Annotated in this window: 17 protein-coding genes; 10 read left to right on the top strand and 7 right to left on the bottom strand. The window is 70.7% G+C overall.

The window, feature by feature from the left end; genetic code table 11:
- Nucleotides 1–25 precede the first annotated feature (25 nt).
- Nucleotides 26–1,309, top strand: a complete 1,284-nt coding sequence (locus tag PV682_RS07360; RefSeq protein ID WP_319725260.1) for a DivIVA domain-containing protein — start codon at nt 26–28, stop codon at nt 1,307–1,309.
- A gap of 177 nt (nt 1,310–1,486) precedes the next feature.
- On the opposite strand, the gene ileS is transcribed toward PV682_RS07360, so the two are convergent.
- Nucleotides 1,487–4,624, bottom strand: coding sequence for an isoleucine--tRNA ligase (gene ileS, locus PV682_RS07365; RefSeq protein ID WP_319725263.1), 3,138 nt, complete (start codon nt 4,622–4,624; stop codon nt 1,487–1,489).
- Between the two features lie 415 nt (nt 4,625–5,039).
- Between ileS and PV682_RS07370 the strand changes: the two genes are divergently transcribed.
- The 4 genes from PV682_RS07370 to PV682_RS07385 all read left to right on the top strand — a co-directional run bounded on the left by PV682_RS07370 (nt 5,040) and on the right by PV682_RS07385 (nt 8,764).
- On the top strand, nt 5,040–5,468 hold the full coding sequence (locus tag PV682_RS07370; protein ID WP_319725266.1) for a TraR/DksA family transcriptional regulator: 429 nt from the start codon (nt 5,040–5,042) through the stop codon (nt 5,466–5,468).
- 146 nt (nt 5,469–5,614) lie between these two features.
- A complete protein-coding gene (lspA, locus tag PV682_RS07375) occupies nt 5,615–6,160 on the top strand; it encodes a signal peptidase II (protein WP_319725269.1) in 546 nt (181 codons plus the stop codon).
- Nucleotides 6,161–6,172: 12 nt separating this feature from the next.
- Nucleotides 6,173–7,117, top strand: coding sequence for an RluA family pseudouridine synthase (locus tag PV682_RS07380; protein WP_055718449.1), 945 nt, complete (start codon nt 6,173–6,175; stop codon nt 7,115–7,117).
- 60 nt (nt 7,118–7,177) lie between these two features.
- Complete coding sequence (locus PV682_RS07385) at nt 7,178–8,764, top strand: Na+/H+ antiporter (protein ID WP_319725273.1); 1,587 nt, start codon at nt 7,178–7,180, stop codon at nt 8,762–8,764.
- 39 nt (nt 8,765–8,803) lie between these two features.
- On the opposite strand, the gene PV682_RS07390 is transcribed toward PV682_RS07385, so the two are convergent.
- Nucleotides 8,804–9,913, bottom strand: coding sequence for a mechanosensitive ion channel family protein (locus tag PV682_RS07390; protein ID WP_319725275.1), 1,110 nt, complete (start codon nt 9,911–9,913; stop codon nt 8,804–8,806).
- A gap of 85 nt (nt 9,914–9,998) precedes the next feature.
- On the opposite strand from PV682_RS07390, the gene PV682_RS07395 reads away from it, so the two are divergent.
- A complete protein-coding gene (locus PV682_RS07395) occupies nt 9,999–10,568 on the top strand; it encodes a dienelactone hydrolase family protein (RefSeq protein ID WP_319725277.1) in 570 nt (189 codons plus the stop codon).
- Here PV682_RS07395 and PV682_RS07400 read toward each other — a convergent pair whose 3' ends face one another.
- From PV682_RS07400 to PV682_RS07415, 4 genes are all read right to left on the bottom strand, one after another.
- Nucleotides 10,569–12,242, bottom strand: coding sequence for an alkaline phosphatase D family protein (locus PV682_RS07400; protein WP_319725279.1), 1,674 nt, complete (start codon nt 12,240–12,242; stop codon nt 10,569–10,571).
- Nucleotides 12,243–12,324: 82 nt separating this feature from the next.
- Complete coding sequence (locus tag PV682_RS07405) at nt 12,325–13,134, bottom strand: thioredoxin domain-containing protein (RefSeq protein ID WP_319725281.1); 810 nt, start codon at nt 13,132–13,134, stop codon at nt 12,325–12,327.
- Nucleotides 13,135–13,203: 69 nt separating this feature from the next.
- The gene (locus PV682_RS07410; RefSeq protein ID WP_319725283.1) at nt 13,204–13,890 is read right to left on the bottom strand and encodes a hypothetical protein; all 687 of its coding nucleotides are present in this window, start codon (nt 13,888–13,890) and stop codon (nt 13,204–13,206) included.
- A gap of 99 nt (nt 13,891–13,989) precedes the next feature.
- The gene (locus PV682_RS07415; RefSeq protein WP_319725286.1) at nt 13,990–15,315 is read right to left on the bottom strand and encodes a DUF2252 domain-containing protein; all 1,326 of its coding nucleotides are present in this window, start codon (nt 15,313–15,315) and stop codon (nt 13,990–13,992) included.
- A 170-nt stretch (nt 15,316–15,485) separates the two neighbouring features.
- On the opposite strand from PV682_RS07415, the gene dnaE reads away from it, so the two are divergent.
- Entirely contained in the window at nt 15,486–19,025 is a 3,540-nt protein-coding gene (dnaE, locus tag PV682_RS07420; protein ID WP_319725288.1) for a DNA polymerase III subunit alpha, read from the top strand.
- 194 nt (nt 19,026–19,219) lie between these two features.
- Here dnaE and PV682_RS07425 read toward each other — a convergent pair whose 3' ends face one another.
- Entirely contained in the window at nt 19,220–19,384 is a 165-nt protein-coding gene (locus PV682_RS07425) for a hypothetical protein (RefSeq protein WP_165854583.1), read from the bottom strand.
- A gap of 224 nt (nt 19,385–19,608) precedes the next feature.
- On the opposite strand from PV682_RS07425, the gene PV682_RS07430 reads away from it, so the two are divergent.
- The 3 genes from PV682_RS07430 (at nt 19,609) to PV682_RS07440 (ending at nt 22,789) form a co-directional block, all read left to right on the top strand.
- On the top strand, nt 19,609–20,799 hold the full coding sequence (locus PV682_RS07430) for an NYN domain-containing protein (RefSeq protein WP_319725291.1): 1,191 nt from the start codon (nt 19,609–19,611) through the stop codon (nt 20,797–20,799).
- A 96-nt stretch (nt 20,800–20,895) separates the two neighbouring features.
- On the top strand, nt 20,896–21,870 hold the full coding sequence (locus PV682_RS07435) for an ABC transporter ATP-binding protein (RefSeq protein WP_319725608.1): 975 nt from the start codon (nt 20,896–20,898) through the stop codon (nt 21,868–21,870).
- Nucleotides 21,871–21,967: 97 nt separating this feature from the next.
- A complete protein-coding gene (locus tag PV682_RS07440) occupies nt 21,968–22,789 on the top strand; it encodes an ABC transporter permease (protein ID WP_319725292.1) in 822 nt (273 codons plus the stop codon).
- Nucleotides 22,790–22,939: the final 150 nt, after the last annotated feature.

A 22,939-nucleotide genomic window follows, 5' to 3' on the forward strand; every position in this document is an offset into this window, starting at 1 on the left:
CCGAAGACAACGTTGAGGTGAAGAGATGCCGTTGACCCCCGAGGACGTGCGGAACAAGCAGTTCACGACCGTCCGCCTCCGAGAAGGCTATGACGAGGACGAGGTCGATGCCTTCCTCGACGAGGTCGAAGCCGAACTGACCCGCCTCCTGCGCGAGAACGAGGACCTGCGCGCCAAACTGGCCGCGGCCACCCGCGCCGCCGCGCAGAACCAGCAGCGCAAGGCCCCGGAGCCGCAGGACCAGCAGCAGGGCATGCCCCAGCAGCAGGGAATGCCGCCCCAGCAGGGCATGCCGCAGCAGGGGATGCCCCAGCAGCAGGGCATGCAGCAGCCCGGGATGCCCCAGCAGGGCATGCCCCCGCAGGGGATGCCGCAGCAGGGCATGCGAGGACCGGGCGCCCCGGTGCCCGCAGGGATATCGGGCCCGCCGCAGCAGCAGATGGGCGGCCCCATGGGCGGCCCGCCCCAGCTGCCGAGCGGTGCCCCGCAGCTTCCGGCCGGTCCCAGCGGCCAGGGTCCCCAGGGTCCCGGTCCGATGGGCCAGGGTCCGATGGGCGGCCCCATGGGCCAGGGCCCGATGGGCGGTCAGCCGCCCATGCAGCAGCAGATGGGCGGCCCGATGGGTGGCCCCATGGGCGGTCCGATGGGCGGCCCCGGTCAGGGCCCCGGCGGCGACAGCGCCGCCCGCGTCCTCTCGCTGGCCCAGCAGACCGCCGACCAGGCGATCGCCGAGGCCCGCTCCGAAGCCAACAAGATCGTCGGCGAGGCCCGTTCGCGCGCCGAGGGCCTGGAGCGCGACGCCCGCGCCAAGGCCGACGCCCTGGAGCGGGACGCGCAGGAGAAGCACCGCGTCGCCATGGGCTCCCTGGAGTCCGCCCGCGCCACGCTGGAGCGCAAGGTCGAGGACCTGCGCGGCTTCGAGCGCGAGTACCGCACCCGCCTGAAGTCCTACCTGGAGTCGCAGCTGCGCCAGCTGGAGACCCAGGCCGACGACTCCCTCGCCCCGCCGCGCACCCCCGCGACGGCCTCCCTGCCGCCGTCCCCGTCGCCCTCCATGGCCCCGGCCGGCGCGGGCGCCCCGTCCTACGGCGCTGGTGCGCCCGGCATGGGCTCGGGCATGGGCGGTCCCGGCATGGGTGGTTCGGGCATGGGCGCGCCCAGCCCCGCCGCCCCGTCCTACGGCGGCCAGCAGCAGATGTCCCCGGCGATGACCCAGCCGATGGCTCCCGTCCGTCCGCAGGGTCCCTCCCCGATGGGCCAGGCTCCCTCGCCGATGCGCGGCTTCCTCATCGACGAGGACGACAACTGACGGCCTCCTAGAGGCCCCTACGGCACGTAGTACGCCGTAGACACAGGCAGCGTTCAGGGCGCGGCCCCGGATTCGTCCGGGGCCGCGCCCTTTTTACGCGAGTTGCGGCGGAGTTGACGACAAAGGCCCGGCTCCCCCCTGTCGTAGCGGGGGAGCCGGGCCTCGGTCGTACGGCGGTTACGCCTTGCGCAGGCGGAACGTCAGGGCGAGCCCCTCGTCCGTGAACGGCTCGCCGTACGTGTCGTCGGCAGGGCCGGTCGCGAAGTCCGTCGCGAGGACCTCGTCGGCGATGAGGGTGCTGTGGCCGGTGAGGGCCTCGGTGACCGCCGGGTCGGCGGACTCCCAGCGCAGGGCGATGCGGTCGGCGACGTCGAGGCCGCTGTTCTTGCGGGCCTCCTGGATCAGGCGGATCGCGTCACGGGCCAGGCCCGCGCGGCGCAGCTCCTCGGTGATCTCCAGGTCCAGGGCGACGGTCGCGCCCGCGTCGGAGGCCACCGACCAGCCCTCGCGGGGCGTCTCGGTGACGATGACCTCGTCCGGGGAGAGGGTGATCGTCTCGCCGTCGACCTCGACCGACGCCGTGCCCTCGCGCAGGGCCAGCGACAGGGCCGCCGCGTCCGCGTTCGCGACCGCCTTGGCGACGTCCTGGACCCGCTTGCCGAACCGCTTGCCGAGCGCCCGGAAGTTGGCCTTCGCCGTCGTGTCGACCAGCGAGCCGCCGACCTCGCTCAGCGACGCCAGCGACTCGACGTTCAGCTCCTCCGTGATCTGCGCGTGCAGTTCGCGGTCGAGGGCGTCGAAGCCGGACGCCGCGACCAGCGCGCGCGACAGCGGCTGACGCGTCTTCACCCCGGACTCGGCGCGGGTCGCGCGGCCCAGTTCGACCAGGCGCCGGACCAGGACCATCTGCCGGGACAGCTCGGCGTCGATCGCCTTCTCGTCCGCCTCCGGCCACGCCGACAGGTGCACGGACTCCGGGGCGCCCGGGGTGACCGGGACGACCAGGTCCTGCCAGACCCGCTCGGTGATGAACGGGGTCAGCGGCGCCATCAGCTTCGTGACCGTCTCGACGACCTCGTGCAGCGTGCGCAGCGCCGCCTTGTCGCCCTGCCAGAAACGGCGCCGGGAGCGGCGTACGTACCAGTTCGACAGGTCGTCGACGAACGCGGACAGGAGCTTTCCGGCGCGCTGGGTGTCGTACGCGTCCAGAGCCTGCGTCATCTGCGCGGTGAGGGTGTGGAGTTCGGACAGGAGCCAGCGGTCCAGGACCGGGCGGTCCGCCGGGGACGGGTCGGCCTCGGACGGGGACCAGTTCGACGTGCGGGCGTACAGGGCCTGGAAGGCGACCGTGTTCCAGTACGTCAGGAGGGTCTTGCGGACGACCTCCTGGATCGTGCCGTGGCCCACCCGGCGCGCCGCCCACGGGGAGCCGCCGGCCGCCATGAACCAGCGGACCGCGTCGGCGCCGTGCTGGTCCATCAGCGGGATCGGCTGGAGGATGTTGCCCAGGTGCTTGGACATCTTGCGGCCGTCCTCGGCCAGGATGTGGCCCAGGCAGACGACGTTCTCGTATGACGACTTGTCGAAGACGAGCGTGCCGATCGCCATCAGCGTGTAGAACCAGCCGCGGGTCTGGTCGATCGCCTCGGAGATGAACTGCGCCGGGTAGCGGGACTCGAAGAGGTCCTTGTTCTTGTACGGGTAGCCCCACTGCGCGAACGGCATGGAACCCGAGTCGTACCAGGCGTCGATGACCTCGGGGACGCGCGTCGCCGTCTTCCGGCACTGGGGGCACGCGAAGGTGACCGCGTCGATGTACGGGCGGTGCGGGTCCAGGGACGACTGGTCGGTGCCCGTCAGCTCGGTCAGCTCCGCGCGGGAGCCGACGACCGTGAGGTGGTCGTCCTCGCAGCGCCAGATCGGCAGCGGGGTGCCCCAGTAGCGGTTGCGGGACAGCGCCCAGTCGATGTTGTTGGTGAGCCAGTCGCCGTAACGGCCGTGCTTGACCGTGTCCGGGAACCAGTTCGTCTTCTCGTTCTCCTGGAGGAGCCGGTCCTTGACCGCGGTCGTGCGGATGTACCAGGAGGGCTGCGCGTAGTAGAGGAGCGCGGTGTGACAGCGCCAGCAATGCGGGTAGCTGTGCTCGTACGGGATGTGCTTGAAGAGGAGGCCGCGCTGCTGAAGGTCCTCGGTGAGCTTTTCGTCCGCCTTCTTGAAGAAGACTCCGCCGACCATCGGTACGTCCGCGTCGAACGTGCCGTCCGGGCGGACCGGGTTCACGACCAGGAGGCCGTACGCGCGGCAGACCTTGAGGTCGTCCTCGCCGAACGCCGGGGACTGGTGGACGAGGCCGGTGCCGTCCTCGGTGGTGACGTACTCGGCGTTGACGACGAAATGCGCTTCTTCTGGGAACTCCACGAGCTCGAACGGACGTTGGTAGTTCCAGCGCTCCATTTCGGCGCCGGTGAAGGTCTGGCCCGTGGTCTCCCAGCCCTCGCCGAGCGCCTTGGCGACGAGCGGCTCGGCGACGACGACCTTCTCCTCGCCGTTCGTCGCGACGACGTACGTCACCTCGGGGTGCGCGGCCACGGCCGTGTTGGAGACCAGCGTCCAGGGGGTCGTCGTCCACACCAGGAGGGCGGCCTCGCCGGCCAGCGGACCGGAGGTGAGGGGGAAACGGACGTACACGGACGGGTCGACGACCGTCTCGTAGCCCTGGGCCAGCTCGTGGTCCGAGAGGCCGGTGCCGCAGCGGGGGCACCAGGGGGCGACGCGGTGGTCCTGGACCAGGAGACCCTTGGCGAAGATCTCCTTCAGCGACCACCAGACCGACTCGATGTACTCCGGGTCCATCGTCACGTACGCGTCGTCGAGGTCGACCCAGTAGCCCATGCGGGTCGTCAGCTCGGAGAAGGCGTCCGTGTGGCGCAGCACCGACTCGCGGCACTTCGCGTTGAACTCCGCGATGCCGTAACGCTCGATGTCCTGCTTGCCGGAGAAGCCCAGCTCCTTCTCGACCGCCAGCTCCACCGGCAGGCCGTGGCAGTCCCAGCCGGCCTTGCGGGCGACGTGGTAGCCGCGCATCGTGCGGAACCGGGGGAAGACGTCCTTGAAGACGCGGGCCTCGATGTGGTGGGCGCCGGGCATGCCGTTCGCGGTGGGCGGGCCCTCGTAGAACACCCACTCCGGGCGGCCCTCGGACTGCTCCAGCGTCTTGGCGAAGATCTTCCGCTCGCGCCAGAAGTCGAGCACTGCGTGCTCAAGGGCGGGCAGGTCGACCTGGGCGGGGACCTGGCGGTACGTCGGCTCTGTCATCTGCGAGCTTCCTCCAACGGACTTGCTGCCTTCCGTCGGAGGGACGAGAGCCGTTTCGCTCCCGCGGTACCACCCTCCTTGGCCCGCCCGTCCTCCGGGGAGCCCCCTCATTGGGTTCGCGAAACCGGGTCTACTCGCCTGACGGCTTTCTTCCGGCGGCTCCGGGGTGATCTTCACGACGCGCTCGCCCCCGGGCTCCCACCGTCCCCGGGTCGCTCTCGGCCGCGTACGCCGCTACTCGTCCCCATCCACGCTTTCTCGCTCCGCTCAGTGTACGGGGCTCCGGGCGGGGCGGCCGAACGGAATTCCCGGGGTGCGCGACGGGTGGTTCGACCTGTTGCCGACCGGGTGAAGTCGATTTATCGTCCCAGCACGATTCGCGTGCAAGATCACGGTATGTGAAGGGGCCGCGGCCATGGTGGCGAAGAACAAGAAGAGTGCGGGTACGGCTGTGCTGGCTGTACGGAAGGGGGAGGAGCCATGGACTCCGGCGGAGGTGGCGGAGGCGCGGGCCGAGCTGCTGTCCGAGGTGCTGCGGCTGCGGGGGGAGATCGACGCGTCCGAGAACGCGCTGGTGGGCCTCATGCGGGACTCCGGGGACGGGGCCGGTGACGACCAGGCCGACACCGGGACGAAGAACATCACGCGCGAGCACGAGATGGCGCTCACCGCGAACGCGCGGGAGATGCTGGAGCAGAGCGAGCGGGCGCTGGAGCGGCTCGACGCGGGGACGTACGGGCTGTGCGAGAGCTGCGGGCAGGCGATCGGAAAGGCCCGGATGCAGGCGTTTCCTCGGGCGACGTTGTGCGTGGAGTGCAAGCAGAAGCAGGAACGGCGCTACTGAAGGGGGTGGCGGGGGTTCGGTGGCGAGTGCGGCTGCTTTGTGGCTGGTCGCGCAGTTCCCCGCGCCCCTAAAGATGGCGCTGCGCGCCCATCTTTTCAGGGGTGTCGTACCCTCGTCCTCACTGGTACCTAGGTCGAGGGACACACGTGGCAGAGGTGGAGCGCGTTATCGGTACGTCGGAGACTCCGGAGGACGAACAGCCTCGGGGGAAGCGGCGGGTTCTCGTGTTGTTCGCGGTGGCCGCTGTCGCTTATGCGCTTGATCTCGTCAGCAAGATCATTGTGGTGGCCAAGCTGGAGCACCACGCTCCTGTCGAGCTGATCGGGGACTGGCTCAAGCTGGACGCGATCCGCAACTCCGGGGCCGCGTTCAGTTTCGGGGAAGCGTTCACCGTGATCTTCACGGTGATCGCCGCCACCGTGATCGTCGTGATCGTGCGGCTGGCCCGCAAGCTGTACAGCCTGCCGTGGGCCGTCGCGCTGGGGCTGCTGCTCGGGGGTGCGCTCGGGAACCTCACCGACCGGATCTTCCGGGCGCCCGGGGTGTTCGAGGGGGCCGTCGTCGACTTCATCGCCCCGAAGCACTTCGCCGTGTTCAATCTCGCCGACTCCGCGATCGTCTGCGGGGGCATTCTGATCGTCCTCCTGTCGTTCAAGGGACTGGACCCGGACGGGACCGTCCACAAGGACTGACATACTCGACGGGTGAGCACGATTCCCGAGATCCGAACCCTGCCCGTGCCCGACGGCCTGGAGGGCGAGCGCGTCGACGCCGCCATCTCCCGCATGTTCGGCTTCTCCCGCACGAAGGCCGCCGAGCTGGCCGCGGCGGGGAAGGTCTCGGTGGACGGCTCGGTGGTCGGCAAGTCGGAGCGCGTGCACGGCGGCGCCTGGCTGGAGGTCGAGATGCCGCAGGCCCCCGCCCCCGTACAGATCGTCGCCGAGCCGGTCGAGGGCATGGAGATCGTGTACGACGACGATGACGTCGTCGTCATCGTGAAGCCGGTCGGCGTCGCCGCGCACCCCTCCCCGGGCTGGACCGGCACCACCGTCATCGGCGGGCTCGCCGCCGCCGGGTACCGCATCTCCACGTCCGGCGCCGCCGAGCGCCAGGGCATCGTGCACCGGCTCGACGTCGGGACGTCCGGCCTCATGGTCGTCGCCAAGTCGGAGCGGGCGTACACCTCGCTGAAGCGGCAGTTCAAGGAACGCGTCGTCGACAAGCGCTACCACACCCTCGTCCAGGGCCACCCCGACCCGACCAGCGGCACCATCGACGCGCCCATCGGACGCCACCCGCAGCACGACTACAAGTGGGCCGTCACCGCCGACGGCAAGGCGTCCGTCACCCACTACGACCTCATCGAGGCGTTCCGCTCGGCCTCCCTGCTCGACATCAAGCTGGAGACCGGCCGCACCCACCAGATCCGCGTGCACATGTCCGCGCACCGGCACCCCTGCGTCGGCGACCTCACGTACGGCGCCGACCCCACCCTCTCCAAGCGGCTGCGCCTGACCCGGCAGTGGCTGCACGCGGTCCGCCTCGGCTTCGAGCACCCCGGGGACGGGGAGTGGGTCGAGTTCTCCAGCGACTATCCCGCGGACCTCCAGCTCGCGCTGGACCTGGTCCGGGAGGAGACGTACGGCTGAGCCCGGCGTGCGAGGCTTGTTCTTGATCGGTTGTGTCGAGAGAACGCCGGAGCCGTCGCCGTGGATCAGCTGGCCCTCTTGTTCGTCCTGCTGCTCGGGGCCGTGATCAGTGTGCCCGTGGGGGACCGGCTCGGGTTGCCGTCCCCGGTGCTGATGACGCTGCTCGGGATTCTGCTCGCCGTCGCGGACTTCGTGCCCAACGTCGACATCCCGCCCGGGCTGATCCTGCCCGTGCTGCTGCCGCCGCTGCTGTACGCGGCCGTGCGGCGGACCTCCTGGCGGCAGTTCGCCGCCAACCGGCGGCCCATCTTCCTGCTCGCCGTCGCGCTCGTCTTCGTGACGACGTTCTCCGTCGCCGCCGTCGCTCATGCGATCGTGCCCGGGCTGTCCGTCGCCGCCGCCGTCGCCCTCGGAGCGCTCGTGGCCCCGCCCGATCCCGTGGCCGCCACCGCCGTCGCCGGACAGCTCGGGCTGCCCCGGCGGCTCGTCTCCATCCTGGAGGGGGAGGGGCTGTTCAACGACGTCACCGCGATCGTGCTGTACCACGTCGCCATCGCGGCCGTCGTCAGCGGGGAGTTCCGGGCCGGTGAGGCGGTTCTCCAGTTCGTGCTGTCCGCCGTCGTCGCGGTCGTCGTGGGGGTCGCGCTCGGGTGGGGGGCCAACAAGCTCCTCGATCTGCTGGGGGACGCGACCCTCCAGATCAGTCTGACGCTGCTCGTGCCGTTCGCCGCCTACGTGCTGGCCGAGGAGCTGCACGGGTCCGGGGTGCTGGCCGTGCTCACCTGTGCGCTGTTCCTCGCGGAGTACGCCGCCGACCCCGACGACGTCGTCAACCGGCTCGCCGGGCACGCGTTCTGGGACATCGTCGACACGCTGGTCACCGGTGTGGCCTTCGGGCTGATCGGGCTCGAACTGCACAACGCCCTGCGCACCGCTTCCGGGCGGTGGGGGGAGATGCTCGGGTGGGCCGCGGTCGTCGCCGGGGTCGTCATCCTCGTACGGCTCCTGTGGCTGCTTCCGGCGGGGTGGCTGGCCCGGAAGTTGCACGCCCGGCGGGACGTCGACGAGGAGATTCCCGTGAGCTGGCGGGAGACCGTCGTCATGTGGTGGTCCGGGATGCGGGGGGTCGCCTCCGTGGCCCTCGCGCTCGCCATTCCGCTGCACATCGACGACGGGTCCGCGTTCCCCGCCCGCGACGAGATCGTGTTCATCGCCTTCGGGGTCATCATGACGACCCTCGTGCTCCAGGGGCTGACCCTTCCGTTCCTCGTGCGGCGGCTCGGGGTGCGGGCCGACACCGAGCGGGAGAAGGAGTACGAGCGGGAACTGGCGGTCCGGGCCGCCAAGGCCGCCAAGCGCAGGCTGCGCGAGATCGAGGAGGTGGAGGAGCTGCCCGAGGAGGTCTCCGAGCAGTTGCTGCGGCGGGCGTTCGAGATCGGGGTGCGGATCTCCCCGCACATCGCCGAGGACGAGCGGCGCGAGGGGCACGAGCAGCGGGTGCGCCGGCTGAAGCGGGTCCGGCGCATCCAGGGCGAGATGATGAGCGCGGCCCGCCACGAGGTGCTGGCCGCGCGCAGCGAGAGCGGCGCGGACCCGGAGATCGTGGACCGGGTGCTGCGGCAGCTGGACGTACGCAGCCTGCGGTGACACCGTGCCTCATCGGTACGCCCCTGTCACCGTCTCCCGCTACCCCCGCCCCCCGTGCGGCGGCTCGTACGCCCGGCGTGGTGACGCCCCGTCCGGGCGCGGCGTTGCCGAGGGGAGCTGGGCGTCCGCCGTGTTGACCCGGGGGAGGGCGTACGGGTGGTGGTCGCACAGCCAGCGGATCATCTGTTCGCGGACGATCACCCGCACCTTCCAGATGTCGTCCGCGTCCTTCGCCGTCAGGAGGGCGCGGACCTCGATCGTGTTCGGCGTGGTGTCGGTCACCGCGAGGTCGTAGGCGCGTCCGTCCCAGTGCTCGCACGCCCTCAGGATGTCGCGGAGGTGGACCCGCATCGCGTCCAGCGGGGCCGAGTGGTCCAGCTGCCAGAAGACCGTGCCGGTCAGCTGGGCGCCACCCCGGGACCAGTTCTCGAACGGCTTGGACGTGAAGTACGACACCGGCATGGTGATCCGGCGTTCGTCCCAGGTGCGGACGGTCAGGTACGTGAGCGTGATGTCCTCGACCGTGCCCCACTCCCCGTCGACGACGACCGTGTCGCCGAGCCGGACCATGTCCCCGAAGGCGATCTGGAACCCGGCGAACATGTTGCTGAGTGTCGACTGGGCGGCGACACCCGCGACGATGCCGATGATGCCGGCGGAGGCGAGGAGGGAGGCGCCGGCGGCGCGCATCGCGGGGAACGTGAGCAGCATCGCGGCGATCGCGACGACCCCGACGACCGCCGCGACGACCCGCATGATCAGGGAGACCTGGGTGCGTACCCGGCGTACGCGCGCGGGGTCGCGGTGGGCGCGGGAGCTGGCGTACCGGGTGAACGTGGTCTCGACGATCGCGGCGGCGATGCGGACGACGAGCCAGGCCGCCGAGCCGATGAGGACGAGCGTGAGGGTGCGGCCGATGCCGACGCGGTGGTCCTGGAGCAGCTCGGCCCTGTCGTAGGAGCCTCTGAGCAGGGCGGCGCACAGCAGGAGCTGGTAGGGGACGCGGCCCCGGCGCAGCAGGCCCCACAGGGGGGTCTCCGAGTGGCGGGCGTCGGCCTTGCGCAGGAGGCGGTCGGTGGCCCAGCCGATGAGCAGGGTCAGGGCGAGCGAGCCGCCCACGACGATCACGGGTCGGAGCAGGTTCTCCATACCGTCGAACGTAACCGCTCAGGGATGCCCGTGAACATGGGGGCCGTGAGGCTCGTGTGAAGGGCGCGGCTGGCACCATGTGGGCATGAACATCATGCTTTTCCACTCGGCCTACGGTCTCCGGCCCGCCGTACAGGACGCCGCGCGGCGGCTGCGCGAGGCCGGGCACGTGGTCTGGACGCCCGATCTCTTCGAGGGGCGGACGTTCGACGAGGTCGAGGCGGGGATGGAGTTCAAGGAGGCCGTCGGCAAGGAGGAGCTCCTCAAGCGGGCCGTCCTCGCCGCCGCCCCCTACTCCGAGCGCGGACTGGTCTACGCCGGCTTCTCGCTGGGCGCGTCGATCGCGCAGACCCTCGCGCTGGGCGACGAGAAGGCGCGCGGCCTGCTCCTCCTGCACGGCACGTCGGACATCGCGCCCAACGCCTCCGTGGACGACCTCCCCGTACAGCTCCACGTCGCCTCGCCGGACCAGTTCGAGACGGACGACTGGCTGAACTCCTGGTACCTCCAGATGCGGCGGGTCGGCGCCGACGTCGAGGTCCACCGGTACGCCGGGGCCGGCCACCTCTACACCGACCCCGGGCTGCCCGACCACGACGAGGAGGCCGCCGGCATCACCTGGCGGGTGGCGCTCGGCTTCCTCGACACGCTCTAGCTACACCGGGTCGTAGGTCCGCTCGACCTTCTGGGAGCCGGCGAGCGTGCGGTAGGACCGCGACCACGACGACGTCGCGTTCTGCTTCGTCTTGTCGGAGAGCGTGTAGTAGTCCATCTGCGCGCGGGCCTGCGTGATGTCGAGCACGCCGTAGCCGTGGCGGTCGGTGTCGACCCACTGGACGTGGCGGTTGGCGGCGCGGATCACCGGCGAGGCCAGGGCGGAGATGACGCCCTCGGGGGCGTTCGTGAGGTCGTCGAGGTTGTCGGAGGTGACCGACGTGACGACGAACTCGGTGGCCGCCGACGGGGAGAGCGGGTAGGTGCCGGCGTCCACGGGGACGTCGTTCGCCCACGCCATGTGGATGTCGCCGGTGAGGAAGACCGTGTTGGATATCGCGTTCGACCTCAGGTGGGCCAGCAGTTCGCGCCGGTCGTCCGTGTAGCCGTCCCACTGGTCGGTGTTGAGGGCGAGGCCCTCCTCGGGCAGGCCGAGCAGCTTGGCCAGCGGCTTGAAGAGGTCGGCGGCCAGGGAGCCGATCGCGAACGGCGAGATCATCACCGAGTTCCCGACGAGCTTCCAGGTCGTGTCGGAGGACTTCAGCCCGGCCTTCAGCCAGTCCAGCTGGGCGCGCCCGGTGATCGTGCGCTCGGGGTCGTCCACCGAGCCGCTGCCGGTCTTGACCTGCTGCGAGCGGAAGGACCGCAGGTCGAGCAGGGAGAGGTCGGCGAGCTTCCCGAACCGCAGCCGCCGGTAGGTCGTCCCGGCGAGGGCGGGGCGCACCGGCATCCACTCGAAGTACGCCTGCTTGGCCGCCGCCTGACGCGCGCTCCAGGTGCCCTCGGCGCCCTCGGTGTGGTTCTCGGCGCCGCCGGACCAGGAGTCGTTGGCGAACTCGTGGTCGTCCCAGATCGCGACGACCGGTGCCTTGGCGTGCAGGGCCTGGAGGTCGGTGTCGGTCTTGTAGGTGCCGTGCCGGGCGCGGTAGTCGGCGAGGGTGGTGATCTCGTGGGCGGGGACGTGCGGGCGGATCACCTTGCCGCGGGTGCCGTACTGGCCGGTGCCGTACTCGTAGATGTAGTCGCCGAGGTGCAGCCAGGCGTCGAGGTCGTTGCGCGCCGCGAGGTGGCGGTAGGACGCGAAGTAACCCGCCTCCCAGTTCGCGCAGGAGACCACGCCGAAGCGCAGGCCCGCGACGGACGCGTCGGCGGCCGGGGCCGTACGGGTGCGGGCCACGGGGGAGAGGGTGCCTCCCGCCGAGAAGCGGAACCAGTAGTCGGTCGCCGGGGCGAGGCCGCGGACGTCCGCCTTGACGGTGTGGTCGAAGGCGGCGCTCGCGGTGACCGTGCCGCGCGCGGCGATGTCCGTGAGGGCCTTGTCGCGGGCGATCACCCACTCGACCTCGGTGTCCGGGCCGAGCCCCGAGCCGGGGAGCGCCTCGGGCACCGGCGTCACCCGGGTCCACAGCAGGACGCCGTCGGCGAGGGGGTCGCCGGAGGCGAGGCCGTGGAGGAAGGCCGGGGCGGTTTCGGAGGCGGCGCGCGCGGGCAGGGCGGCGGCCAGCGGACCCGCCAGGACGGCGGTCGCCGCCGCGGCCTTGACGACCGTACGGCGGCGAGGGGTGAGGGACGTGTGGGCGGGGCTCTGCGCTGTGGGTCTCTGCGGTGTGGTCACGAACCCTCAGGTTACTGATCGGTATGAACGCCGGTGGGCGAACTCGTGAAGTCCGCCCACCGGTTGTTCACCCGGCAGGGGTTCAGCCCTTGAGCGCGGCGTCGACCACCTGGTTGAACTGGTCCACCGTCATCATCGGCTTCCCGTCGTTGAGCTGCTTGCCGTCCATGACGAAGCCGGGCGTGCCCTGGACGCCTTCCTTGTTGTCGTCGAACGTCTTGGACATGGCCATCGCCCAGGCGTCGTAGGTGCCCTTCTTCACAGCGTCCTGGAACTTCGCGTTGCCCTTGAGCGCGGGGACCGTGTCGGCTATCTCGATGAGGTAGCCGTCGTTCTTGAACTTGTCGTTCGTCTCCTCCGGGTGCCACTTCGTCGAGTACATCGCGGCCTTGTACTCCAGGAACGCCTCCGGGCTGACGTTCAGTGCCGCGCCCAGCGCGCTGAGGGCGTTCTTGGAGCCCTCGCCGTTGTCCTTGTTGTCGATGAAGGTCGCGCCGACGTACTGGAACTTGTACTTGCCGGAGTCGATGTCCTTCTTCACGGTCGTCCCGACCGTCTGCTCGAACTGGGCGCAGATCGGGCAGCGCGGGTCCTCGAAGATCGTGAGGGTCTTCTTCGCGGTGTCCTTGCCGATGACGACGGTCGTGCCCTTGTCGCCGGTGGTGTTGGCCGGGGCGACGACCGTGTCGCTCTTCACGGCCTCCCAGTGGTCCGGCTTGTTGGCCTGGATCACCGCGTAGCTGATCCCGCCGGCCGCCGCCAGCACCGCCAGCGCCGAGGCGCCGACGACGACCTGCCGCTTGGCCTTGTCCTTCTTCGCCTGCCGCTCGCGCTCCTGGCGCAGCCGCTCACGGGCCGCCGTCTTCGCCGCCTGGCTGTTGCGCTTGCTCATGTCGGTGTTCTCCCTGGGAAAGATGCTGGGTACGGGGGTGTCGCGTCGCGTGCCTGGTCAAGCTCGGGCTCAGGCGGCGAGCGGCGGGCCCCTGCGGCCCAGGGAGTGGACGAGGAGCAGGTCGCGGACGGCGGCCGTACGGCGCGTCGCGCGCGGCAGGCGGCCACGGGCGCCGGTCTCGGGGCGCGGCCGGTGGGTGACGGCGGCCACCGCGAGCAGCAGCGGCCGGAACGTCGTCACGGCGGCGGCCCGCAGCAACTGGGCGAGGGCCCGCTCGCCCCGGCGCAGCCAGGCGGCGGCGACCAGGCCGACGCTGACGTGCGCCGCGAGCAGCCCCCACGCGGTGGCCGGGTCGGCGTGCGCGAGGAGCGCCGGGACCTGGCCGGAGTGGGTGACGCGGGCGAGGGGGGTGCCGAGCGCGGTGCCGTCGCCGCACAGGACGTTCCAGCCGACCGAGCGCAGCGGGCCGGTGACCGGGCCGCCGGCCGGGCCGTAGCAGACGTTCTGGCCGGTCGTGAAGACCGTGTCGGCCGCCAGCTCCAGCGGGACCAGCAGCGCGGCGATCCGGGCGTAGCCGCGTTCGCGGCCCGCGAGGAGGTAGGCGAGCGCGAACACGGCCACGGCGATGACCGCGACCGTGTTCAGCGGCAGGGGGGCCCGGGACAGCAGGACGTGCGACGCGGTGCTGAGCGTCACGACGAGTGCCGTGAACAGCGCCGCGCGAACGGCTCTGAGTCGGGTCCCGGATATGTTCATAACACCGGCAGTGTGACATGGTCCGCCGTAAGAGACCCCTAAAAGCTGCCTGTGAGAGGCCCCGGGGCGGCTATGCGTGACCTCGGCGCGACCTGCGCGTCACAGACCCGGTATCCGGCCGTTGCGGAACAGGTCGACGAAGATCTGGTGGTCCTGGCGCGCGCGGGCGCCGTACGCGTGCGCGAAGTCCACCAGGAGCGGCGCGAAGCCCTCCTCGTCGGCCGCGAGCGCCGCGTCGATGGCGCGCTCCGTGGAGAACGGGACCAGCGACTCGCCCGAGGTGTCGTCCGCCGCCGCGTGCATCGTCGCCGTGGCCCGGCCGAGGTCGGCGACGACCGCCGCGATCTCCTCCGGGTCGTCGATGTCGCCCCAGTCCAGGTCCACCGCGTACGGCGACACCTCGGCGACCAGCTGGCCCGCGCCGTCCAGCTCGGTCCAGCCCAGCCACGGGTCCGCGTGCGCCTGGAGGGCGCGCTGGGAGATGACCGTGCGGTGGCCCTCGTGCTGGAAGTAGTCCCGGATCGCGCGGTCCGTGATGTGCCGGGACACGGCCGGGGTCTGGGCCTGCTTGATGTAGATCACGACGTCGTTCTCCAGGGCGTCGCTGTGCCCCTCCAGCAGGATGTTGTACGACGGCAGCCCGGCCGAGCCGATGCCGATGCCCCGGCGGCCGACGACGTCCTTCACGCGGTACGAGTCGGGGCGGGCCAGCGAGGAGTCCGGGAGGGTCTCCAGGTAGCCGTCGAACGCGGCCAGCACCTTGTAGCGCGTCGCCGCGTCCAGCTCGATGGAGCCGCCGCCCGGCGCGAAGCGGCGCTCGAAGTCGCGGATCTCCGTCATCGACTCCAGGAGGCCGAAGCGGGTCAGCGAGCGGGCGTCCCTGAGCGCGTCCAGGAGCGGGCCCTCGGCCGTGTCCAGCGTGAAGGGCGGGACCTCGTCGCGCTTCGCGCCCGTCGCGAGCGCGTGCACACGCTCCCGGTACGCGCCCGCGTAGACGCCGACCAGCTCGCCGATCTGCTCGTCGCTCAGCGCCTTCGCGTACCCGATGAGGGCGATGGAGGCGGCGAAGCGCTTGAGGTCCCAGGTGAAGGGGCCGACGTACGCCTCGTCGAAGTCGTTGACGTTGAAGATCAGGCGGCCCGTCGCGTCCATGTACGTGCCGAAGTTCTCCGCGTGCAGGTCGCCGTGGATCCACACGCGCGCGGTGCGGTCGTCCAGGTAGGGGCCGCCGTGCTTCTCCCCGTCCAGGTCGTGGTAGAAGAGAGCGGCCGTCCCCCGGTAGAACGCGAACGCGGAAGCCGCCATCTTGCGGAACTTCACGCGGAACGCGGCCGGGTCGGCGGCCAGGAGCTCGCCGAACGCGGTGTCGAAGACGGCGAGGATCTCCTCGCCGCGCTGCTCGTCGTTGAGCCGGTTGACCGACATCGCCGGGTGCCTCCTGGTGCGTACGTGTTCGACAGTGTTTCTGCCGACTCCAACGGGCGGGGCCTTCGAGAAGTGCCCGCCTGTGAAGGTACGCGGGGGAGCCCCGTGCGTGTCAGTGCCGAGGCATAGACTTCACGCCGACCCCCAGACCGCTCCCAGGAGGCCACGCCGTGTCGAAGCCGCCGTTCACGCACCTGCACGTCCACACCCAGTACTCCCTGCTGGACGGTGCCGCGCGGCTCAAGGACATGTTCGACGCGTGCAACGAGATGGGCATGACCCACATCGCGATGTCCGACCACGGCAACCTCCACGGGGCGTACGACTTCTTCCACACGGCGAAGAAGGCGGGCATCACGCCGATCATCGGCATCGAGGCGTACGTCGCCCCCGAGTCCCGGCGCAACAAGCGCAAGATCCAGTGGGGCCAGCCGCACCAGAAGCGCGACGACGTCTCCGGCTCCGGCGGTTACACGCACAAAACGATGTGGGCCGTGAACAAGACGGGCCTGCACAACCTCTTCCGCCTCTCCTCCGACGCCTACGCGGAGGGCTGGCTCCAGAAGTGGCCCCGGATGGACAAGGAGACCATCTCCCAGTGGTCCGAGGGCATCGTCGCCTCCACCGGCTGCCCCTCCGGCGAGCTCCAGACCCGCCTGCGCCTCGGCCAGTACGACGAGGCCCTCAAGGCGGCGGCCGACTACCAGGACATCTTCGGCAAGGACCGCTACTTCCTGGAGCTGATGGACCACGGCATCGAGATCGAGCACCGGGTCCGCGACGGCCTCCTGGAGATCGGCAAGAAGCTCGGCATCCCGCCCCTGGTCACGAACGACTCGCACTACACGTACGCGCACGAGGCGACCGCCCACGACGCCCTGCTGTGCATCCAGACCGGCAAGAACCTCTCCGACCCGGACCGCTTCAAGTTCGACGGCACCGGCTACTACCTCAAGTCCACGGACGAGATGTACGCCGTCGACTCCTCGGACGCCTGGCAGGAGGGCTGCGCCAACACCCTCCTGGTCGCCGAGATGGTCGACACCACCGGCATGTTCGAGGCCAAGAACCTCATGCCGAAGTTCGAGATCCCCGAGGGCTACACCGAGGTCACCTGGTTCCGCGAGGAGACCATGGCCGGGATGCGCCGCCGCTTCCCGAACGGCATCCCGGACGACCGCATGAAGCAGGTCGAGTACGAGATGGACACCATCATCTCGATGGGCTTCCCGGGCTACTTCCTCGTCGTCGCCGACTTCATCATGTGGGCCAAGAAGCAGGGCATCGCGGTCGGCCCCGGCCGAGGCTCGGCGGCCGGCTCGATCGTCGCGTACGCCATGGGCATCACCGACCTCGACCCCATCCCGCACGGCCTGATCTTCGAGCGGTTCCTCAACCCCGAGCGCATCTCCATGCCGGACGTCGACATCGACTTCGACGAGCGCAGGCGCGTCGAGGTGATCCGGTACGTGACGGAGAAGTACGGCTCCGACAAGGTCGCCATGATCGGCACCTACGGCAAGATCAAGGCCAAGAACGCCATCAAGGACTCCGCGCGCGTGCTGGGCTACCCGTACGCGATGGGCGACCGCCTCACCAAGGCCATGCCCGCCGACGTCCTCGGCAAGGGCATCGACCTCGACGGCATCACCAACCCCTCCCACCCGCGCTACAACGAGGCGGGCGAGATCCGGGGGATGTACGAGAACGAGCCGGACGTCAAGAAGGTCATCGACACCGCCAAGGGCGTCGAGGGCCTGGTCCGGCAGATGGGCGTGCACGCCGCCGGCGTCATCATGTCCAGCGAGCCCATCGTCGACCACGCCCCGGTCTGGGTGCGGCACACCGACGGCGTGACCATCACGCAGTGGGACTACCCGAGCTGCGAGTCGCTCGGCCTGCTGAAGATGGACTTCCTCGGCCTGCGCAACCTGACGATCATGGACGACGCCGTCAAGATGGTGAAGTCCAACAAGGGCGTCGAACTCGACCTGCTGGCGCTGCCGCTCGACGACCCGAAGACCTTCGAACTCCTCCAGCGCGGCGACACGCTCGGCGTGTTCCAGTTCGACGGCGGGCCCATGCGGTCGCTGCTGCGGCTGATGAAGCCCGACAACTTCGAAGACATCTCCGCCGTCTCCGCGCTCTACCGTCCCGGCCCGATGGGCATGGACTCGCACACGAACTACGCGCTGCGCAAGAACAAGCTCCAGGAGATCACCCCGATCCACAAGGAGCTGGAGGAGCCGCTCGAAGAGGTCCTCGCCGTCACCTACGGCCTGATCGTCTACCAGGAGCAGGTGCAGAAGGCCGCGCAGATCATCGCCGGGTACTCGCTCGGCGAGGCCGACATCCTGCGCCGCGTGATGGGCAAGAAGAAGCCCGAGGAACTCGCGAAGAACTTCACGATCTTCCAGGCGGGCGCCCAGAAGAACGGCTACAGCGACGAGGCGATCCAGGCGCTGTGGGACGTGCTGGTGCCGTTCGCCGGGTACGCGTTCAACAAGGCGCACTCCGCCGCGTACGGGCTCGTCTCCTACTGGACCGCCTACCTCAAGGCCAACTACCCCGCCGAGTACATGGCCGCGCTCCTGACGTCCGTCAAGGACGACAAGGACAAGTCCGCGATCTACCTCAACGAGTGCCGGCGCATGGGCATCAAGGTGCTGCCGCCGGACGTCAACGAGTCCGTGCACAACTTCGCCGCCCAGGGTGACGACGTGATCCTCTTCGGGCTCGAAGCGGTCCGCAACGTCGGCACGAACGTCGTCGAGTCGATCATCCGCAGCCGCAAGGCCAAGGGGAAGTACGCCTCCTTCCCCGACTACCTCGACAAGGTCGAGGCCGTCGCCTGCAACAAGCGGACCACCGAGTCGCTGATCAAGGCCGGGGCGTTCGACTCCCTCGGGCACACGCGCAAGGGGCTCACCGCGCACTTCGACACGATGATCGACAACGTGGTCGCGGTGAAGCGCAAGGAGGCGGAGGGGCAGTTCGACCTCTTCGGGGGGATGGGGGAGGAGGACAGCGACGAGCCCGGGTTCGGGCTGGACGTCGAGTTCACCACCGACGAGTGGGAGAAGACGTATCTGCTCGCGCAGGAGCGGGAGATGCTCGGTCTTTACGTCTCCGACCACCCCCTGTTCGGGCTCGAACACGTGCTGTCCGACAAGGCCGACGCGGGGATCGCGCAGCTCACCGGGGGTGAGCATGCCGACGGGGCCGTCGTGACCATCGGCGGGATCATCTCCGGGCTCCAGCGCAAGATGACCAAGCAGGGCAACGCCTGGGCCATCGCCACGGTCGAGGATCTCGCCGGGTCCATCGAGTGCATGTTCTTCCCGGCGACGTACCAGCTGATCTCCACGCAGCTCGTCGAGGACGCGGTCGTGTTCGTCAAGGGGCGGCTCGACAAGCGGGAGGACGTGCCGCGGCTCGTCGCGATGGAGCTGGCTGTGCCGGATCTGTCCAACGCGGGGACGAATGCGCCGGTGATCCTCACGATCCCGGCCACCCGGGTCACGCCGCCGATGGTGAGCCGGCTGAACGAGATCCTCACGCATCATCGGGGGGACAGCGAGGTGCGGATCCGGTTGCAGGGGCCGACGAAGACGACGGTGCTGCGGCTGGACCGGCACCGGGTGAAGCCGGACCCCGCGTTGTTCGGTGACCTCAAGGTGCTGCTTGGGCCGGCTTGCCTTGCGGGGTAGGGGGAGGGTGGATCGGTTGTAGGCCGGCTGCGGGGTGGTGGGGGCTGGTCGCGCCCACGCGGCGGTAGCCGCCTATCAGATACAGCCCCGCGCCCCTAGAAGACTTAGCCCAGCCCGGCGCTTAGAAGCACAGCTTGTTGGCGTGGACGAGGGGCGCATCCCTTTGTGGGTGCGCCCCTCTTTGTCTTACTGCCTCAGTTGTGGCCGAAGCGGCGTTCCCTGTGCTTGCGGGCCATGTCCATCGGGCTGGCCGTCGTCGCTCGCTTCGCTTCCGCTTCCATCGCGGTCTGCTGGGCCTGCTGCTGGCCTCGTTCCGCCTGGGAAGCCTGGGCGCGGTTCTGTTTCTTGTGCTTGGCCATGGGGATCTGCCTCCTGAGGATGGTTAGGGGCTAGGGCCTGGTTCAGACTCACACGGGTGGAGATAAGCCGCATTTCGGATCATTGCCCTGTGTGACCAAGGGGTCGGAGGGGGCAATGTCCCCAAACGCCACGCCGAAGATCGAGTTCCGGCCGTTAACCCTCGCGAGGTCGGGCAGACTCGAAGGAAGCCCGAAGCACAACTCCCGGGAAGAGGGTGAGTCGCGTGGACCGCTGCATCGTCCTGGTGGACGCCGGGTATCTGCTCGGGGCCGCCGCCAGTCTCCTCGCCGGCGAGCCCTCGCGCTCCCGTATCAGCGTCGATCACAGTGCACTCGTACAAGGACTGCGAGAACAGGCGGAGTCCGACACCGAACGGCCGCTGCTGCGGATCTACTGGTTCGACGGCGCCCCCGACCGCGTCCCCCAGCCCGAGCACCGCAGGCTGCGCGTGATGCCCCGGGTCACCGTCCGGCTCGGCGCGCTGACCCGCAGCGACGGACGCTGGGCGCAGAAGGGCGTCGACGCCGCGATGCACGCCGAGCTGACCGAACTGGCCCGCAACCGCGCCTGCTCGGACGTCGTGCTGGTGACCGGCGACGGCGATCTGCTGCCGGGGATGATGGCCGCGAAGGAGCACGGCGTCGCCGTCCACCTGTGGGCCGTCCAGGCCGCCGACGGGGACTACAACCAGTCCGAGGACCTCGTCGCGGAGGCGGACGAGCGGCGGGTCCTCGACCGGACGTGGATCACCAAGGCCGTCCGCGCGAAGGAGCACGGCGGGGTGTGCGCGCCGCAGCCCGTGCCGCGCCCGGAGATCGCGGCGATCCTCGCGGCCCCCCTGCCCGACGCGCCGCGTCCCCCCGCCCCCGAGCCGCACGAGCACGCGCAGGCCGACAGCAACGGCGTGTCGGAGCGCGTCCCCGCCCCCAAGGGCATCCCCACGCCGAAGGACCTCGCGACCCTGCGCGCCTCCGGCGAGAAGCCGGTGCCCGCGCCGAACGCGACCCTGCGCTGGTCCTCCGACAAGGGCTGGGTCGACCGGCCCGCCGCCGAGCCCCCCGAAGCCGCCGCGATGCCGACGCTCGCGCAGCTCACGACCGCCGAGCAGCGCTGGGCGGACCGCGAGGAGGACATCACGACCGTCGGCGGCGACCCGTACGAGGTAGGACAGGTGTTCGCGCGGCGCTGGATCGCCCGTCTCGGTGACCAGAGTCACCTCCCGAAACTGTCCGGAATGTATCCCCGCGTACCCCACCGCATCGACGGCGAGCTGCTGCGCTACGCCGCCCGCTTCGGGCTCCTCGCGCACAAGGACGACCAGATCGACGAGCACGACCGGTACGCGATCCGGGCCGGATTCTGGCGTGAGATCGACGCCAGGACCGGCGTCGAGCACGCGCCCGCGGCCGACTGAGCGGCGACCCGGACAAGGGCCGGGCCCGCCGACCCCGTACGCTCTCCCCTTGTGAGTACGCGCGCGGCACCGGCAGTCCGGCACACGGAGGACGTCGTGATTGCCGTGCGCGGGCTGACCAAGACCTACCGGGCGGTGCGCGGCAGGCGCGGCGCGCCCGGCACGCCCGAGGTGCGGGCCACGGACGACGTCTGCCTCGACATCCACCGCGGTGAGATCTTCGGACTGCTCGGGCCCAACGGCGCCGGGAAGTCCACCCTCGTACGGCAGCTGACCGGGCTGATGCGGCCCGACTCCGGCAGCGTCGAGATCCTCGGGCACGACATCGTGCGCCACCCCGAACGGGCGGCGCGGCTCCTCGCGTACCTCGGGCAGGAGTCCACCGCGCTCGACGAGCTCACCGTCTCCCTCGCCGCCGAGACCACCGCGCGGCTGCGCGGGCTCGACGTGCACGAGGCGCGCGCCGAGCGGGACGCGGTCCTCGACGAACTCGGGCTCACCGCTCTCGCCGGACGGCCCTTGCGCAAGCTGTCCGGGGGGCAGCGGCGGCTCGCCTGCTTCGCCACCGCGCTCGTCGGGGAGCGGCGGCTGCTCGTCCTCGACGAACCCACCACCGGCATGGACCCCGTCGCCCGGCGCGCCGTCTGGTCCGCCGTCGACCGGCGGCGCGCCGAGCGGGGGACGACCGTACTGCTCGTCACCCACAACGTCATCGAGGCGGAGACCGTCCTCGACCGGGTCGCCGTCCTCGACCGGGGGCGCGTCATCGCCTGCGACACGCCTACGGGGCTGAAGGAGCAGGTCGCCGGGGAGGTGCGCGTCGATCTCGTGTGGCGGGAGAAGGCGCCGCTGGACGTCCCCGAGGTGGCCGCGCTGCGGGAGCGGGCGATCGAGTCGGGGCGGCGCTGGACGCTGCGGCTCGCGCCGGAGGAGGCCCGGGCCGTCGTGTCGACCGTGACCGGCGGGGCCGCGTTCGCCGCGCTCGACGACTTCACGCTGGCCACGCCGAGTCTTGAGGACGTGTACCTCGCGCTCGGGGGGAATTTCCGGCAGGGGCTGGTGAAGGCATGAAGGGCCCTTTTGGCGTCCTGTGTGACGGGATGAGTTTTTCGGGCGCCGGATCCGTACGGGACGGGGCCGGGGTCCTGGAGAAGAGGAGCAGCGCCACGTGAGTGTCGTACCCGCCGGGGTTCTGCCGGGGAGCGTGCGGGGGGCGGAGCAAGGAGGGCGTGAGGCCGCCGAGCTCGGGCCTCGCGCCCGGCTGTGGCCGTCCCTCGCCGCCGTGTACCGCGCGCAGCTCTCGCGTGCGCGGGTGGCGCGGATTCCGCTGCTCTTCGTCGCGACGTTCCAGTCCGTCGGGATCCTCATCATGATGCGCGGGGTCGTCGACGGGGGGAGCGAGGCCGAGGCCGTCGTCGCCGGGTCCGCCGTGCTCGTCGTCGCCTTCGTCGCGTTGAACCTTCTCGCGCAGTACTTCGGGCAGTTGCGGGCCAGCGGCGGGCTCGACCATTACGCGACGCTCCCCGTGCCGCCCGCGGCCGTCGTGCTGGGGGCCGCCGGGGCGTACGCGTCGTTCACCGTGCCGGGGACCGTGGTGACCGCCGTCTTCGGGTGTGTGCTCTTCGGGTTGCCGCTGACGCACCTCTGGGTCCTGGTCGCCGTGATCCCCCTGGCGGGGGCCGCGCTGTCGGGGCTGGGGGCGGCGCTGGGGCTGCTGGCGCCCCGGCCCGAGCTGGCCACCGTGATGGGGCAGCTGGGGATGTCGGCCGCGCTGCTGCTGGGGGTGCTGCCGCCGGACCGGATGCCGGAGGCGGTGCGGTTCGCCCGGGATCTGCTGCCGTCGACATACGGGGTGGAGGCGATGGCGCGGACGTTCGCGGAGCGGCCCGACTGGGGGTACGTGGTGGGGGATCTGGCGGTCTGCGCCGGGGTGGGGGTCGTGTCGCTGGCGGTGGCCACGTGGGCTTATCGGCGGGCCGCGGTCCGGTAGAGGGGCGGGTGGTGGAGGCCGCGGGGCGGGTGTGGGGCGTGTGCGGTCGGTCGCGCCCGCGTGGCGGCAACTGCCGGCCGGTGTGGCTGCGCGCCCCTGGGGCAGGCCGGCCGGGCAGGGGGCCGGCGGCCGGGTGCGAGGCACTGAGTG

The sequence above is a fragment of the Streptomyces niveiscabiei genome, from assembly GCF_033794345.1.
GTDB classification, from domain to species: domain Bacteria; phylum Actinomycetota; class Actinomycetes; order Streptomycetales; family Streptomycetaceae; genus Streptomyces; species Streptomyces niveiscabiei.

Coding starts and splice junctions, on each gene's coding strand:
- PV682_RS07360 (WP_319725260.1), top strand. CDS start 26: ATGCCGTTGACCCCCGAGGACGTGCGGAACAAGCAGTTCACGACCGTC.
- ileS (WP_319725263.1), bottom strand. CDS start 4,624: ATGACAGAGCCGACGTACCGCCAGGTCCCCGCCCAGGTCGACCTGCCC.
- PV682_RS07370 (WP_319725266.1), top strand. CDS start 5,040: ATGGTGGCGAAGAACAAGAAGAGTGCGGGTACGGCTGTGCTGGCTGTA.
- PV682_RS07390 (WP_319725275.1), bottom strand. CDS start 9,913: ATGGAGAACCTGCTCCGACCCGTGATCGTCGTGGGCGGCTCGCTCGCC.
- PV682_RS07395 (WP_319725277.1), top strand. CDS start 9,999: ATGAACATCATGCTTTTCCACTCGGCCTACGGTCTCCGGCCCGCCGTA.
- PV682_RS07405 (WP_319725281.1), bottom strand. CDS start 13,134: ATGAGCAAGCGCAACAGCCAGGCGGCGAAGACGGCGGCCCGTGAGCGG.
- PV682_RS07410 (WP_319725283.1), bottom strand. CDS start 13,890: ATGAACATATCCGGGACCCGACTCAGAGCCGTTCGCGCGGCGCTGTTC.
- PV682_RS07415 (WP_319725286.1), bottom strand. CDS start 15,315: ATGTCGGTCAACCGGCTCAACGACGAGCAGCGCGGCGAGGAGATCCTC.
- PV682_RS07425 (WP_165854583.1), bottom strand. CDS start 19,384: ATGGCCAAGCACAAGAAACAGAACCGCGCCCAGGCTTCCCAGGCGGAA.